Origin of the sequence: Enterococcus sp. AZ196, assembly GCF_050498845.1 — a bacterium.
GTDB lineage: Bacteria > Bacillota > Bacilli > Lactobacillales > Enterococcaceae > Enterococcus_A > Enterococcus_A murrayae.
The window spans coordinates 1,258,367-1,273,240 of the sequence record NZ_JBIPAM010000002.1 but is presented as its reverse complement, the minus strand read 5'-3'; the positions used below and the strand labels follow the sequence as shown (position 1 = coordinate 1,273,240).

General features: G+C 41.0%; 14 protein-coding genes. 10 read left to right on the top strand and 4 right to left on the bottom strand.

All coding sequences use genetic code 11. The features are described from left to right. Nucleotides 1-3 precede the first annotated feature (3 nt). Nucleotides 4-1,437 carry a family 1 glycosylhydrolase gene (locus IGI67_RS23735; protein ID WP_429959575.1) on the top strand — a complete coding sequence of 478 codons (1,434 nt, stop codon included), beginning with the start codon at nucleotides 4-6 and terminating at the stop codon, nucleotides 1,435-1,437. Between the two features lie 2 nt (nucleotides 1,438-1,439). Beyond that, entirely contained in the window at nucleotides 1,440-2,219 is a 780-nt protein-coding gene (locus IGI67_RS23730; RefSeq protein WP_429959574.1) for a histidine phosphatase family protein, read from the top strand. Nucleotides 2,220-2,348: 129 nt separating this feature from the next. On the opposite strand, the gene IGI67_RS23725 is transcribed toward IGI67_RS23730, so the two are convergent. Then, the gene (locus tag IGI67_RS23725) at nucleotides 2,349-2,966 is read right to left on the bottom strand and encodes an isochorismatase family protein (RefSeq protein ID WP_207108130.1); all 618 of its coding nucleotides are present in this window, start codon (nucleotides 2,964-2,966) and stop codon (nucleotides 2,349-2,351) included. Between the two features lie 52 nt (nucleotides 2,967-3,018). Continuing rightward, nucleotides 3,019-3,903: a LysR family transcriptional regulator gene (locus IGI67_RS23720; RefSeq protein ID WP_429959573.1), complete on the bottom strand. Its 885-nt coding sequence runs from the start codon at nucleotides 3,901-3,903 to the stop codon at nucleotides 3,019-3,021. Nucleotides 3,904-4,012: 109 nt separating this feature from the next. Here IGI67_RS23720 and IGI67_RS23715 point away from each other — a divergent pair, with 109 nt between their 5' ends. From IGI67_RS23715 to IGI67_RS23705, 3 genes are read left to right on the top strand one after another with little or no spacing between them, the layout of a single operon-like run. Then, nucleotides 4,013-4,573, top strand: coding sequence for a sugar O-acetyltransferase (locus IGI67_RS23715; RefSeq protein WP_429959572.1), 561 nt, complete (start codon nucleotides 4,013-4,015; stop codon nucleotides 4,571-4,573). 47 nt (nucleotides 4,574-4,620) lie between these two features. Beyond that, nucleotides 4,621-5,094, top strand: coding sequence for a cyclophilin-like fold protein (locus IGI67_RS23710; protein WP_429959571.1), 474 nt, complete (start codon nucleotides 4,621-4,623; stop codon nucleotides 5,092-5,094). A 17-nt stretch (nucleotides 5,095-5,111) separates the two neighbouring features. Beyond that, entirely contained in the window at nucleotides 5,112-5,987 is an 876-nt protein-coding gene (locus tag IGI67_RS23705) for an aldo/keto reductase (protein WP_429959570.1), read from the top strand. 109 nt (nucleotides 5,988-6,096) lie between these two features. Here IGI67_RS23705 and IGI67_RS23700 read toward each other — a convergent pair whose 3' ends face one another. Together IGI67_RS23700 and IGI67_RS23695 are read right to left on the bottom strand one after the other, a co-directional pair. After that, nucleotides 6,097-6,690, bottom strand: a complete 594-nt coding sequence (locus IGI67_RS23700; protein WP_429959569.1) for a histidine phosphatase family protein — start codon at nucleotides 6,688-6,690, stop codon at nucleotides 6,097-6,099. Between the two features lie 174 nt (nucleotides 6,691-6,864). After that, nucleotides 6,865-7,758, bottom strand: coding sequence for an ArsR/SmtB family transcription factor (locus IGI67_RS23695; protein ID WP_429959568.1), 894 nt, complete (start codon nucleotides 7,756-7,758; stop codon nucleotides 6,865-6,867). A 222-nt stretch (nucleotides 7,759-7,980) separates the two neighbouring features. On the opposite strand from IGI67_RS23695, the gene IGI67_RS23690 reads away from it, so the two are divergent. The 5 genes from IGI67_RS23690 (at nucleotide 7,981) to IGI67_RS23670 (ending at nucleotide 14,823) form a co-directional block, all read left to right on the top strand. Beyond that, nucleotides 7,981-9,237 (top strand): oligosaccharide MFS transporter, encoded by a 1,257-nt coding sequence (locus tag IGI67_RS23690; protein ID WP_429959567.1) that lies wholly within the window; start codon nucleotides 7,981-7,983, stop codon nucleotides 9,235-9,237. A gap of 13 nt (nucleotides 9,238-9,250) precedes the next feature. Beyond that, nucleotides 9,251-10,222, top strand: a complete 972-nt coding sequence (locus tag IGI67_RS23685; protein ID WP_429959566.1) for a glycoside hydrolase family 43 protein — start codon at nucleotides 9,251-9,253, stop codon at nucleotides 10,220-10,222. A 257-nt stretch (nucleotides 10,223-10,479) separates the two neighbouring features. Then, nucleotides 10,480-12,453, top strand: coding sequence for a HelD family protein (locus tag IGI67_RS23680; protein ID WP_429959565.1), 1,974 nt, complete (start codon nucleotides 10,480-10,482; stop codon nucleotides 12,451-12,453). A 10-nt stretch (nucleotides 12,454-12,463) separates the two neighbouring features. Continuing rightward, a complete protein-coding gene (locus tag IGI67_RS23675; protein WP_429959564.1) occupies nucleotides 12,464-13,207 on the top strand; it encodes a MerR family transcriptional regulator in 744 nt (247 codons plus the stop codon). A 191-nt stretch (nucleotides 13,208-13,398) separates the two neighbouring features. Then, nucleotides 13,399-14,823 carry a glycoside hydrolase family 1 protein gene (locus IGI67_RS23670; RefSeq protein WP_429959563.1) on the top strand — a complete coding sequence of 475 codons (1,425 nt, stop codon included), beginning with the start codon at nucleotides 13,399-13,401 and terminating at the stop codon, nucleotides 14,821-14,823. Nucleotides 14,824-14,874: the final 51 nt, after the last annotated feature.

Sequence of the window (14,874 nt, the reverse complement as noted above, 5' to 3'; positions counted from 1 at the left end):
AACGTGACAAAATTATCTAAAGATTTTTTATGGGGTGGCAGTATTGCTGCTCATCAATTAGAAGGTGCTTGGCAGGAAGGCGGTAAAGGACCTGCAATAATGGATTTTGCGACTTCAGGATCTGCCACGACACCAAGAGAATATACAAAAACGATTGAAGCTGGCAGACAATACCCTTCTCATGAGGGAATCGATTTTTACCATCGTTACAAGGAGGATATTAAACTCTTTGGCGAAATGGGGTTTAAAAGCCTGCGAATTTCGATTGATTGGTCACGGATTTATCCGAACGGAGATGAGGATACACCCAACTCGGAAGGTTTAGCCTATTATCAAAGTGTAGTGGATGAATTATTAAAGAATGGAATTGAACCGATCGTGACTATGTATCATTTTGAATTGCCGATGAACTTGGTAACTAAGTATGGTTCATGGAAAAATCGTCAGGTGGTTGATTTCTATTTGAGATTTGTGGGTACGATGGTTAATGCGTTAAGGGGCAAGGTCAAATACTGGGTGACCTTTAATGAAATGAACCATATTGATCCGCAAACAGAAGCTTCGGATATGTTTACCTATATTTTGGCAGGATTAAAATATAGTGAATTAGAGGGAAATAAGAAAGAAATCTTGGCACTTTTGGGTTATAACATGACCTTAGCTAGTGTCAAAGCAACGAAACTGATCCATGAGATCGATCCAGAAAGTAAAGTCGGCTGTGTATTTGGGATTACTCCGACTTATCCAATCAATTGTGATCCGATCAATGTGTTGAATGCTTTTAAAGAAATGGATCGTGATTTTTATCAGATCGATGCTATGTGCAACGGGGAATTTCCAGCGTACAAATTAAGAGAATATGCTGATATGGGTATTGAGATTGGATTTACGGAAGAGGATAAGCAGGCTTTTACGGAAGGTAAGCTTGATTTTATTGGAATGAATTATTACATGAGCGCTGTTGCGATGTATGAAGGCGGCGAAGAGGATGAAGGATCGTTATTTGGTGGTGTACAAAATCCATTTCTTGAAAAAAGTAAGTGGGGTTGGGGGATTGATCCAATCGGCTTAAGATACTTGTTGAACTATACTTATCGCCGGTATGGATTGCCGATCATCATTTGTGAAAATGGTCTAGGAGCAGCGGATGAGGTTGGATCAGACGGAGTGGTTCATGATGATTATCGGATTGATTTTTTACAGAAGCATTTAAGTGAACTGAAAAAGGCTGTAGAGGAAGACAAAGTTGATTGTTTTGGCTACTTGATGTGGGGACCGATTGACCTAGTGAGTGCGACGACTGGGGAGATGAAAAAACGCTATGGGTTTATTTATGTCGATAAACACGATGATGGGACGGGTGATTTATCTAGAAAACCTAAAGATTCGTTTTATTGGTATCAACATCTGATCGAAACCAATGGGGAGGAGTTATAGAAATGAAAAAAGTATTCGGTACATTGTTGACTTGTTTGTTGGGACTTACATTGATGGGTGGATTTTTAAAAGGTCAGGAAGCAGAAGCAGCAAAGAAAAATGATGAAATCACGATCTATCTGATTCGTCACGGGAAGACTTTTTTCAATACAACCGGGCAAGTACAGGGCTTCGCGGACTCCCCTCTGACGGATAAAGGAATCAGCCAAGCGAAAAAGCTGGGAACTGGATTAAAGGATATCCAATTTGACTTGGCTTATTCTAGCGATTTAGGTCGCCAACGCAATACTGCAAAGCTGATTCTTTCAAAAAGCGATAAGAAAAAGCCAGTGTTGAAAGAACATGATGGCTTTAAGGAATGGAATTATGGCGGGTATGAAGGCAAGACGGACAAGGAAATGTGGGAACCCATTTTTGAAGCAAATGGCTTAAAGCTAGATGAAAACTGGTCAGATTATGAGAAACTAGTCGAAAAAATCGGTGACGACGGGATTGCCAATGCAATCGCAGCAAATGATCCATTAAAAGCAGCGGAAAACTATGATGAAATTACAACTCGCGGGAAAGCTGCAATGAAAACTGTGATCAAAGACGCAAAGAAGGCAAAGGCTAAAAATGTCATGGTGGTTTCTTCAGGCAGTATGATCCCAACGATTTTAGAACTGCTTGTTCCTGAAGAGTACAACGGAGAGATTTTAGATAATTGCAGCGTGACCACGTTAACATACAAAGACGGCAAGTACACGTTAGATAAAGTCGGTGATACACAATATATTGAATAAAAAGAGTACGAACTGAAAAAGCTTAACAAAGATAAAGAGAAACGCTGATAAACTTTAAAAATGGAAAGTTTATCAGCGTTTCTCTTTTCTTATATAAAGTATTATGGTTTATCGCTTTATTTTTCTTGCCTAACGCAAATTAGAAAACGCACCGAATTTTGTCATCAATTCGTCAAATCCAGGAACGGTTTCTTCCCGATTCCAATCTCGCTGCAATTCACACGCCAGCTGAGCGATGGAGGTTAATTGAGCCCCTGCTTGTTCGACACGCCGCAGCGCAGTTTCATGGGCGATTGGCGAGGTTCCACCAACAGCGTCAACGATCGGATACACTTCATAGCCCTCTTTTAAAGCATCCAATGTTGGGAAGGTCAGACAGGCCTCTGTCCATAAAGCAAGGATCAGGATTTTCTTCCGACCAGTAGCTTTGATGGCTTCATTGTATTCTTTATCCTCCCAAGCATTGATCGAGCTGCGGTCATACGAAGGGACATCTTCGCCGACAGCCTTTTTCAAGACAGGGATCGTATCGGTATTCCAGCCCTTTTCAACATTGACCGTCGAAAGAACAATTGGGATATGATAAAGCTTGGCAAGTTCGATAACAATCTCCGTATTGCGGATCAGTTCTGAACGATTCATGGAATTGATCGAGTTGATCTGAGTCGGCTGGTAATCAATTACAGTCAATACAGTATTTTCTGGTGAAAGCAATTCGTCTTCCGTTCTTTTTGCATAGCTAGTCATTCTATCCACTCCTTTAATCTAATGCCCACATTGTAACGCGGAATAGAAAAAATCACGAAGATTTCGTTTTGGTATGACTGGCTAGTTTTTCAAGAAGGAGCGTACCGGCGTTAGAGAAAATCTGTTTCTTTTTCCAGATAATATTGATTCTGGCGTTTAGGGCTGGTTTAAGCGGAACAAAAACCAAGCCGCTACCCTTTGTATTAATAATTCCATCAATACAAAAGGCCACAATGTTTCCTTCTTTGACTAATAAGGAGGCATTATAAAGCAGATTATAGCTGCCGGCAATATTGAAATGACTCAGATTTTCTCCCAGCCATTCTGACAGCTGATTGTTCACGAGTGTTTGATTGGAAATCAATAATGCGTGATCGGTCAAGTCCTTGGGCGTCACAAAAGCTTTAGAGGCTAAGGCATGATTTTCATTGATAAGGATGCCCCAGCGATCAGAAATTGGGAGTGGGAGATACTCATATTTTTGTTTTTCTACCGGATCAATCACCAGACCGAAATCCAACAGGCCCATATCAATTTTATCCTTCACATCATCGGCGTTTCCGCTATAAAGATGGACATTGATATCAGGATACTTTTCCATCAGCTCATTCAAGATAACTGATAAAAAATGAAACGCTTGGGTTTCTCCGCCGCCAATCATAATGTCGCCGCCGATCACTTCATTTTTCTGCAAATTTGATGTTGTAGTATCCACTAATGACAGGATTTCTTTGCCGCGATTTTGCAGATAGACGCCATCTTCTGTTAAAGAAATTTCTCGATTTCCGCGAATAAAGAGCTGTACGCCCAGTTCCTCCTCTAAATCCTTCAGCTGCTTTGACAAGGTGGGCTGAGAAAGGTGCAAAACTTCGGCGGCTTTACTGATGGTCTTTTCTCTAGCGACTGTTAAAAAATAATTTAATACACGTAATTCCATCTAATCACTCCTATAGATATTAACGATAGTTAGCTATGCAATATAAGTATTATTCATCGCAAGTATAACGAAGTATACTAGATTCAGCAACTAGAGGAGGAATGATACGATGAGCAAAGAGGAGCTGTTAACCCAGATCCAAGGAGCGGAGATTTTGCCTGGCTCCGACCTCTATGAGGAGATTCATGTGCTGAAGGCCGACAATGAGCGGCTCGTTATGGAAATGAACGAAAAATATCATACGCCCCAAGAGATCCGTGCGTATTTAGAAGAGATCACCGAGAAGAAAATCGATGATTCTGTTACGATTTCTCAGCCCTTTTATACGGATTTCGGCAAGCATATTTCATTTGGCAAGGACATTTTCATCAACCAAAATGTCACCTTTGTTGATTTAGGCGGTATTGCGATTGAAGATCATGTCTTGATTGGTCCAATGTGCCGGATTATTTCCGTCAATCATTTGATAGATCCGAAAAAACGCAGAGGAGTAACCGCAGCATCAGTCAACATTCACGAAAATGCTTGGTTAGGGGCGAATGTCACCGTTTTGCCAGGAGTAACGATTGGTAAAAATGCGATCGTTGCTGCGGATTCAACCGTTACCAAGGACGTCCCTGCGAATGTGATTGTAGCTGGTACACCGGCTAAAGTTATTAAGGAAATCTAGTTTGCGAAAAGAAGTGAAACAAAGGTTCGTTCATAGGAGGGATGAGAGTGAAGTTTCTACGAATGCTGCTTGTTATCGGCTTGCTTTGGAGCGGTCTTGCCGTATTGTCCACCTGCTCTGCAACAGAAAAATCCACCTATGATCAATCAACCGAGAGGACTAAAGAGGAACGTGTAGACATGCTGCGACTGCAAGTGAACGGGAACGAACTGCAAATAGAATGGGAAACGAATCCAACCGCAAAAAAGCTGCAACAACTATTGCCGAAGAAATTCACGATGCAGGATTTGCATCAAAATGAAAAATATTATGACCTGCCTGAAAACCTTCCTAGTGAGGCCAAAAAAGTTGGCAAAATCGAAGCAGGAGACATTATGCTTTATGGAGAAAGGACCCTTGTGGTATTCTATCAGTCCTTTGATACAAGCTACTCTTATACTAGAGTTGGTCGGATCGTCAATAATCAACAGCTGATTGAGCAGCTAGGAAACGCTCAAGTAGAAGTCGAAAGAATCAATTAAGAAAGCAGGGAATAAATGTGTTAAAAGAAACTTATACATTAACAAACGGAGTCAAAATACCAAAAATTGCCTATGGAACATGGAAAATCACGAATGACCAAGTAACTGAAAAAGTCTTAGAAGCGATCGAAGTAGGCTATCGTCATATTGATACTGCACAGGCCTATGAAAACGAAGAAGGCGTAGGAGCCGCAATCAAAGCCAGCACTCAGCCGCGAGAGGAGCTGTTTATTACAACGAAGCTTGCTGCTGAAATCAAGGATTACGAAGGTGCGGTCAAGGCCATCGATGACTCACTAAGAAAACTAGACTTGGACTATATTGATTTGATGATCATTCACAGTCCGAAGCCATGGGTAGATTTCCAAGGCGACAATCATTATTTTGAAGGCAATTTAGCCGCTTGGCAAGCGTTAGAAGAAGCCTATCAGGCTGGAAAGCTGCGAGCGATTGGTGTTTCCAATTTTGAAGTGGTGGACTTAGAGAATCTATTAGAACATACTACGATCAAGCCAATGGTAAATCAAGTGCTCGCTCACATTGGCCAAACACCCTTCGAGGTCATCGATTATTCTCAAGCAAATAACTTGCTGGTAGAAGCCTATTCACCAATCGCCCATGGTGCAATGCTTCAAAGTGAAACGATTACAGCTTTGGCGAAAAAATACGAGGTATCGATCCCGCAGCTGGCTATTCGCTACTGCCTGCAATTAGATCTTTTACCGTTGCCAAAAACGCAGAATCGCCAACACATGGCTAATAACGCGGATGTTGATTTTCAAATTTCACCAGAGGATATGGAGACGCTGAAGGCGTTAAGTAGTGATTTTGATTACGGAAAAAACAATGATACGCCTGTTTTTAAAAAAGTATTAGGCGATCGAAAAGAATAATGATAAAAGCGAATGACTTTACTACTTTCGATTATGAAAGTAATAAGGCCATTCGCTTTCGTTTTGTTAAGTATTTTTCAAAATGACTTTAATTCTGTTATGTTTTGTTCTATAGAATACTTTTTTTAATTGACGGATCAATGATGTCTTCTAGACAGAATGTGTGATTCTCATAGGTTAAAATAAATATCGCACAATTTGGAAACGAACGAATGAGGTCGGCTTCATCGCCTTGCCAGATCGTTTGAAGAAAGCTGATGCAAGCCCCGTTATGAGACATCGCCAAGACATTTTGGTGATCCTCCTGCGCCATGATTTGATACAGCGCAGTAGTCATTCGTTTTTGGACCATCGCCATGGATTCGCCGCCAAATTGCAAATAAAAATTCTCAAAATATTCCTTTCCCTGCGGTTGTAAAAATTGCTGCTCGCCCTCGAAGGAGCCAAACCCCATCTCCTTCAGTTCTTTCAAGCGTTGGTAGCTTTTATTATTCGTTATGATCTCCAAGGTGTCACAAGCACGTTCTTGGGTAGAAGAGTAGAGGTGATCAAATTGAATCCCATTTTCTTGAAAAAATTCTCGTGCTTGGTGGGCCTGCTCGATCCCTTTTTCGGTCAAAGGCGAATCACAGGCGCCCTGAACTTTTTTTAATTGGTTAAAAAGTGTTTCTCCATGCCTCATTAAGAATAGCTGCTTTTTCATTTTTACCTCCAATTTATCGATTCGTTAAATACATCAACGTCAATTTGAGAATGCACCCTCTGTTTTTCCAGAAGTGCACGGTGATTGATTAGGTTTACATAAAATAATTATTAAAAAGATAGACCTGTCAACATCTTTGGCAGGTCCATCTTGCACTAATAGCTGAGCTCAATCCTAGCTGTAAAATAGTCTAAAATCAATATCCTGTTCATGATTACCAAATTTTTTCCCGTAGATTGTACAGCCGCCAACATTGGCAGCATCAGATTTGACTTCGATCCGCAAAGTCCAAAGCTGGGTGTCTGATGAATGAAAGTCACTGATTTTGGTGGCAGACAAGGGTTCACCCTCCATGTAAGTTCCATGGTCCATTATTCGAATCGTTTTAAGCAGTCCGTACTGATTCAAATTATCTGGATACCAGGAGGGATTATTTTTTCCGCGAGTATCAGAGAAATCTCCAGGTGAAGTCCATGTTCCCAAGTCCTTCCCATTTAGCGAAAAAGAGATATCGGATGGCCAGTTATTGTTTGAAAAAGGAAATTCGGAGGCGATCTCCATGGAGATTTCCAGCATTTCCAGCTTTTGATCATCCTCTAATAAATTAGGAATTTGGTATTCGATGTAGCCTTGGGTAAACCAGAGAATTTGAGCATTCATTCTTGAAGGATCCATAAAATATTTTGGATGGTCATTGATCCCAATGAAATCCTCTGAAGTAGCTAGACCACAGGGGGGAACAATCGAAAAATTTGTGTATTGACCAATCGGGATCGATGTATCAAGTGTATTGTAGGCCGTGTAGATTTTTTTTGGAAAATTTATCGTAATAGAATCGACCTTCAAGCTAGAAACTTTTGAGCGGCCCAGACGATCGGTAGTGATAAGACCGGCGTTTTCTAGTTTTTTTATGTGCATGGTCACGATTGCACTGCTGAGTCCAAGCTCCGAAGCGACTTCTTTTACACTCATCTTCTTTTTAGAGAGCAACTGAATAATAGTTAAACGAACCGAACTGGCTAGTGCTTCATAAACTGGAAGAGAATCTTGAGTAATATCTAGCTGCATAAAAAATCTCCTTTGAATTAACGATTACCTTAATTATACAATTTGAAAGCGAAAAATCAATGGAATAAGGTTAATAAAAACATTAATCAAGTAATGGATTTGTAATTTAGATTAATAATTTTATGTTTGACTTTAGATATTTATTGATCTATGATGGGAATGTAAAAGAAAAGCGCTTTCTGTTTACTTGTTTGATTAATGTAAATGTTAAGGGAGATTATTATGGTAAACAATCAAAAAAAGCATTTTTGGAGTTTTGCTGGAAGTCACTTTGCGTATTTCTTCTCTTGGGCTGTTGTCTATGGCTATCTGACCTTATGGTTGGAGCAGGTCGCCGGATTAGGAGGAACAGCGGCTGGGCTGTTGTTTTCGGTTATGGCGGGAATCTCTTTGGCCTTTCAACCAATATTCGGGATTCTTTCTGACCGTCTGAAGTTCAAAAAGACATTATTAGCCGCTATTTCGCTCAGTGCGATCTTTATCGGACCCTTTTTCCAATGGCTGATGCTGCCATTGTTGGAAATCAATTTATATCTAGGCATCTTAACGGCAGGATTGTATCTGAGCTTTGTTTTAAATGGCGGTGTTGGTGTCATTGAACAATACATCGAGCGTGCAAGCTGGGTTAACAATTTCGAATACGGGCATTCTCGCATGGGCGGTTCGCTGGCTGGAATCGTAGCGACGCTGATTGCCGGCAGACTGTTTGTTTGGAATCCGACAGCGATTTTTTGGGCCTGTTCTGTTGCGGGAACAATTTTGTCTATTTTAGTCATTTTCTTCGATAAGGTAGATGTGACTGAAGAGGACTTGACTCAGTCAACAGAAGACTCGAAGCTAGACCGAAAAACGATTTTCTCGATCTTTAAATTGAAGAACTTTTGGGCCTTGGCCTTGTTTTATATTGGCGCAGCTGCTTTATATGATGTATTCGATCAACAATTTATTGTTTATTTTAAGAGCTTCTTTGAAAACGGAAATGACGGAACGATCATTTATAGCTACATGGCGTCCGCTCAAGTGGGATTAGAACTTTTACTTATGATACCAATGCCTTATATCATTAATAAAATCGGCGCTAAACGAGGATTAATCATCTTTGGATTTATTACATTTTTACGTATTTTTGGTAGCGCTCTCTCACCGAGCTATCCATTCCTGATCTTTTTCCGTATTTTGGCAGGTTTGGAAATGCCGTTGCTGCTTGTTTCAATTATGAAGTATATCTCTCATACCTTTGACCGAAAATTATATGCAACAATCTATATGTTAGGCTCGAATTTTGCCAAACAAGTATCTGTCTTCATTTTTTCAACAATCTCAGGAAGCTTATACGATGGCATTGGTTTTCACAAGACCTACTTATTATTAGCTGGTATCGTATTGGTAATTACGATAATCAGTATCTTTACTTTAGAAAATGATAAAAAAACTGAAAAGACAATCACAGCCGCAGAAGACGCGGTTGAAATCAGATAATGGAGGAAGTCACATGCAAAACACCTACAATAACCCGATCGTTTTAGAAAGAGCCGACCCTTGGGTCTATAAACATCAGGATGGTTGGTATTACTTTATGGGCTCTGTTCCCGGCTATCAAACGTTGGAGCTGCGCAGAGCCAAATCACTGAATGAGCTCGGTTCAGCAGAAGCTGTCACGATCTGGCATGCTCACGAAACGGGGAACATGAGCCAGCTGATTTGGGCGCCGGAAATCCACTATATCCAAGGAAAATGGTATATCTATTTTGCTGCAAGCGACCATTCTGACATTCGGGATCAGCACCATCATCATCGCATGTTTGTCATAGAAAATGAACAGGCGAATCCTTTTGAAGGGGAATGGGTCGAAAAAGGTCAGATCGTCACACAGTTTGAAAGCTTCAGCTTAGACGCAACAACCTTTGAGCATCAAGGCAAGCTTTATTATGTGTGGGCCCAGCTGGACCCGCGTATACCCGGAAACTCAAATCTGTACATTTCTGAAATGGCGAATCCGTGGACATTAACCGGAAAACAAACCTTGTTGACGATTCCAGAGTATGATTGGGAGAAAATCGGCTTTTGGGTAAATGAAGGACCCGCTGTGATCAAGCGAAATGGCAAAATTTTCATCACTTATTCGGGAAGCGCGACAGATGAAAATTATGCGATGGGCTTACTCTGGGCAGATGACACCAGTGATCTATTGGACGGCTTTTCGTGGCACAAGAGCCAAGAACCTGTATTTGTATCCTCCGAGAAGAACCAGCAATATGGTCCCGGCCATAACTCATTTACTAGAAATGAGGCGGATACCGAGGATGTGTTGATTTTCCATGCGCGTCCTGAGAAGAACAAGGTGGGGGATCCATTGGATAATCCAAATCGTCATGCGAATGCTCAAGTTTTTTCGTGGGATGAAAAAGGCTTTCCGCAATTTGGCGAACCCGCTCCATACAAGGAAAAAGAATTAGTCAAATAAATCCGCAAGAAATTTCATTCTCGAACTTATGACAGACCTGTTGACACTTCAGGTCTGTTTTATCGTTGTTTCTTAGAGAAATCAAACAGTGGTTATCAATTGAAGTCTATCAATCATCCAGCTATACAATCCCAAATAAAACCTGTTATTGTCGAATAGGCACTTTATCGGCTGTTTTTTTATTTATAAACCCTCCACTATAACACCAACCCTGAATCGCTTTGTTAAGATAAGGACTGATGAAAGAGGAGGATTGTATGCATTCAATGACTGAGGAGAACTATTTAACAGAGGTTTCGGCGAAGCTCGAAGAAAAGATTGTAGAAGTAGAAGAAGCCCTACAGGCAAACGAGAAGAATTACAAAGAGCTGAAGCATTATACGATCGACTATAAAAATGAGCTGGACAAATATGAAGTCTACAATCATCATCAAAATTTGAATTATCTCGACAGTCGAAGTGTACTGGAAGCAAATGTATTGAAAAAGCTGAACTATCAGAAAGCGACACCGTACTTCAGCAAGATTGCTTTTCAATTTGACGAGGAGGACGAAACGGAAGATTTTTACATTGGCCGCTACGGCTTTGCGGATAAATATGGAGAACAATTAATCTATGATTGGCGGGCGCCGATTTCCTCAATGTACTATGATTTTTCTCTTGGGGATGCCTATTACGAATCGCATAATCAGAAATTCTTTGGACAGCTGCGCTTGAAGCGGCAATTTGAAATCAAAAATGGCAAAATCGAGCTTATCGTCGATACAAACGATGCTGTTAATGATGAATTGCTCATGAGAGAGCTGGGGAAAAGCACCTCCAATGAAATGAAGACGATCATCCATACGATTCAAAGAGAACAAAATGCGGCGATCCGCGATACAAAGACGAAAAATTTAGTGATTCAAGGTGCCGCTGGATCAGGCAAAACCTCGATCGCTCTTCATCGCATGGCTTATCTGCTTTATCAGAAAAAAGAGGAATTGTCGTCTGCTGATATTTTGATCGTTTCACCTAATCAGGTATTTGCGGATTATATCTCAACCGTTTTACCTGAGCTGGGAGAAGATGATCTGCCGCAGGTGGATATTGTTCGTTTAGGAATGCTGTTTATTGAGGAAAACTATCAAGTAACTGATCGTCAGGATGAGCTAAAGGAAACTTTGGAAAATCCCGACTCGAAGCTGGCAGCAAATTACCGCTACAAACAATCTAAAGACTTTTTTACTAAGCTGAAGGATTATTTTGAAGAATTGAAAGCTCAATTATTCTTAACGGAAATCACCATCGCCGATCAGCGAATCCTTCCTGAAGAAGTCAAACGATTGGTCGATCAGCAGACGGATAAAAGCCTCTTCGAACTTATCCAAGAGGTTTCCGCACTTCTAAGCAAACGCGTTTCGGAGCCGAAGCGGGAAGCATTTTCAAAACAGCTTGAGCAGCAGTTCAAGAAAAACGTAAAAACAACTGGCAGTTTAGCAGATTATTATAAATTTCTCGCAGCGAACAGCTTGGAATTTGCGAAAGAGCGGAATACGATTCATTACTCTGATTTATTTCCCTATTTATTGTTCAAATCTATGATTGAAGGAATCAAGCCCAATAAACAGGTCAAGCATTTAGTGATCGATGAAATGCAGGATTATTCTGTCCTGCAGCTTTCAGTGATCGATCGACTGTTTCCTTGCCAAAAGACGATCTGCGGAGACGTTCATCAATCATTGGTCTCGTCGGATACAGATTTTTTAACGGAGATCCAATCTGTACTGCCCAATGTACGACTGCTGAAATTTACGACGAGCTATCGATCCAGCTTTGAGATTATGACCTTTGCCAAACAATTTATTGACGACTCGCAGGAGATTCAACCTGTCGAGCGACATGGAAAAGCAGTCGAGATTCATTCTTACGAAAAAGAAGTTTTGAAGCAAAAAATCGCAGACTTCAAAGAAAGTGACCATAAATCTTGTGGTATAATTTGTCAAGATTGGCAGGCAGCGGCAAAAATCGAAGCAGCACTGCCCAATGAGACCCTCGTTCGCTTCGAAAAGGAGACGAAAAAAATTGCGGAGGGAATCATTCTAACAACAACGCAATTTGCGAAGGGCTTGGAATTTGATCAGGTTATTTTGCCAGATATTCGTAGGAGTCAGTTAAGTGAGAAAAGCACCAGACTTTATACGAGCTGTTCCAGAGCACTGCATGAACTGACACTTTTAGTTAAAGATTGAGGAAATGAAGATGAAAACATACAGCACTTCTGAGGTGGCAGCCCTCGTTGGTTTACATCCGAATACGATCCGTCGTTACGAGGAATGGGAGCTGATACCCATTCCTCCCAGAGCGAATAATGGGTATCGTGTTTTTACTGATTACCATGTTGAAACGATCAAAATTGCTCAGATCGCTTTTCAGATCGAGGTTTTACAATCCGGCCTGCGCATGATCATGGTGGATATGGTCAAGGCGGTTGCCCGCTATGATTTCACCGAGGCACAAGCTTTACTTGATCGTTATCTCCAGTTAGTGGACCAGGAGATTTCTAATGCCCATGAAGTAATCAAGGTAGTAGAAAATCTTCTCGCTGGCAGGTTGGAAGAAGAGGACCTCTTTCTGACTAGAAGCGAAACGGCTGAATACCTCGGTGTAACTTCTGAGGCTTTGCGCAACTGGGAACGCAACGGATTGCTTGCAATTAAAAGAAGTAAAAATAATTATCGCGTTTACGATGCAGAGGATATTAAACGTTTAAAGATCATTCGAACATTACGATCAGCCAAATATTCACTGGCAGCCATTTTGCGCATGCTAAATGCCATCGATCAGGAAAAGCAGGATATCAAAACGTTATTGAATCCAACCGATCCGGATGACAGTATCCTCACAGCCTGCGACAATTTGATTGATTCGCTAGAAAAGGCGAAAGATAATGCGGGTGAATTGAAGCAACGAGTGAAGGAAATGCAGAACCTTTTTTTTAATTAGAAAAAGCGTTTGCATTTTTTGAAGACGTAATGCTATAATTCTTGTAGAAATGAATACAAATGGATAGTGATTGCATTAAGCAAGCTAAACCTGTTGATAAATCGAGCGTGTGAAACGCTTTATTTGTTGACGGGTTTTTGTTGTTTTAAAAAGCGATCAACCCAAAATAATAAGAAACGAGGACGAAGTGAATGACATTTCCTAAAGATTTTTTATGGGGCGGAGCAACAGCCGCCAATCAATGCGAAGGTGCCTGGAATATCGGCGGAAAGGGTGAAAGTATTCCAGACCATATGCGTGCTGGAGGTCTTCATAAACATCGTGTGATGACACCAACGATCGAACCCGATGGCTACTATCCTAACCATGATGGGATTGATTTTTACCATCGCTACAAAGAAGATATCGCATTGTTTGCGGAGATGGGCTTTAAGGTGTTTCGCTTGAGTATCGCCTGGTCACGGATTTTCCCCAAAGGTGATGAGACTGAACCAAATGAAGAGGGACTGGCTTTTTATGATCGAGTTTTTGACGAATGCAAAAAATATGGCATTGAACCATTAGTGACGATCAGTCATTTTGAGCTGCCTTACGCACTGGCAGAAAATTATGGCGGTTTTTCCGATCGTAAAACAATCGACTTTTTCGTAAACTATGCGACGACACTATTCGAACGTTACAAAGATAAAGTAAAGTACTGGCTAACCTTTAATGAAATCAATTTTGGCACACTGCCATTAGGCGGTCGAAACCTATTAGGTATCTTAGATGAAGAGGATAATGAGGAACGTCGTTTTCAGGCTTTACATCATATGTTCCTAGCTAGTGCAAAAGCAGTGAAAATCGGACACCAAATTAATCCAGATTTCCAAATCGGCTGTATGCTGGCTTATATGACGATGTATCCGTTGACCTGTAAACCAGAGGACGTGTTAGCTAGCCAAGAGCTGGTTAAAAAGTTGAACTGGTTCTGCGGTGACGTGCAAGTAAAAGGCAAATACCCTTATTATATGAAGAATTATTTTGCGAAGCATGGCATTCATTTGACGATTGAGGCTGGCGATGAGGAGATTTTGAAAGAGGGAACAGTTGATTACTATACCTTCTCTTACTATATGACGAGCTGCGCCACAGCAAATATTGATGAAAGCGGCGATCGTGTTGGCGGAAATCTATTTGGCGGTGTAAAAAATAATTATCTGGAAACGAGTGAATGGGGCTGGCAGATCGACCCGGTTGGCCTGCGTTTTACACTAAACGAATTATATGATCGCTACGAGATTCCATTAATGATTGTAGAAAATGGCTTAGGTGCCGTTGATAAGGTTGAGGCAGATGGGGCGATCCACGATGACTATCGAATCGATTATTTCCGTCGCCACATAGAAGAAATGGACAAAGCGATCGCTGATGGGGTGAATCTAATCGGATACACACCTTGGGGTTGTATTGATCTGGTTTCTGGCGGCACAGGAGAAATGTCGAAGCGCTACGGTTTTATTTATGTCGACAAAGATGACGAAGGAAACGGCAGCTTTGATCGTAGCCGCAAGGACAGTTTTTATTGGTATAAAAAAGTGATTGCGACCAATGGAGAAGAGCTAGCTTCTGAATAAAGAGTAGAATCAAATGAAAAGCCGAACGACACTTTTACTATTGAAAATGAT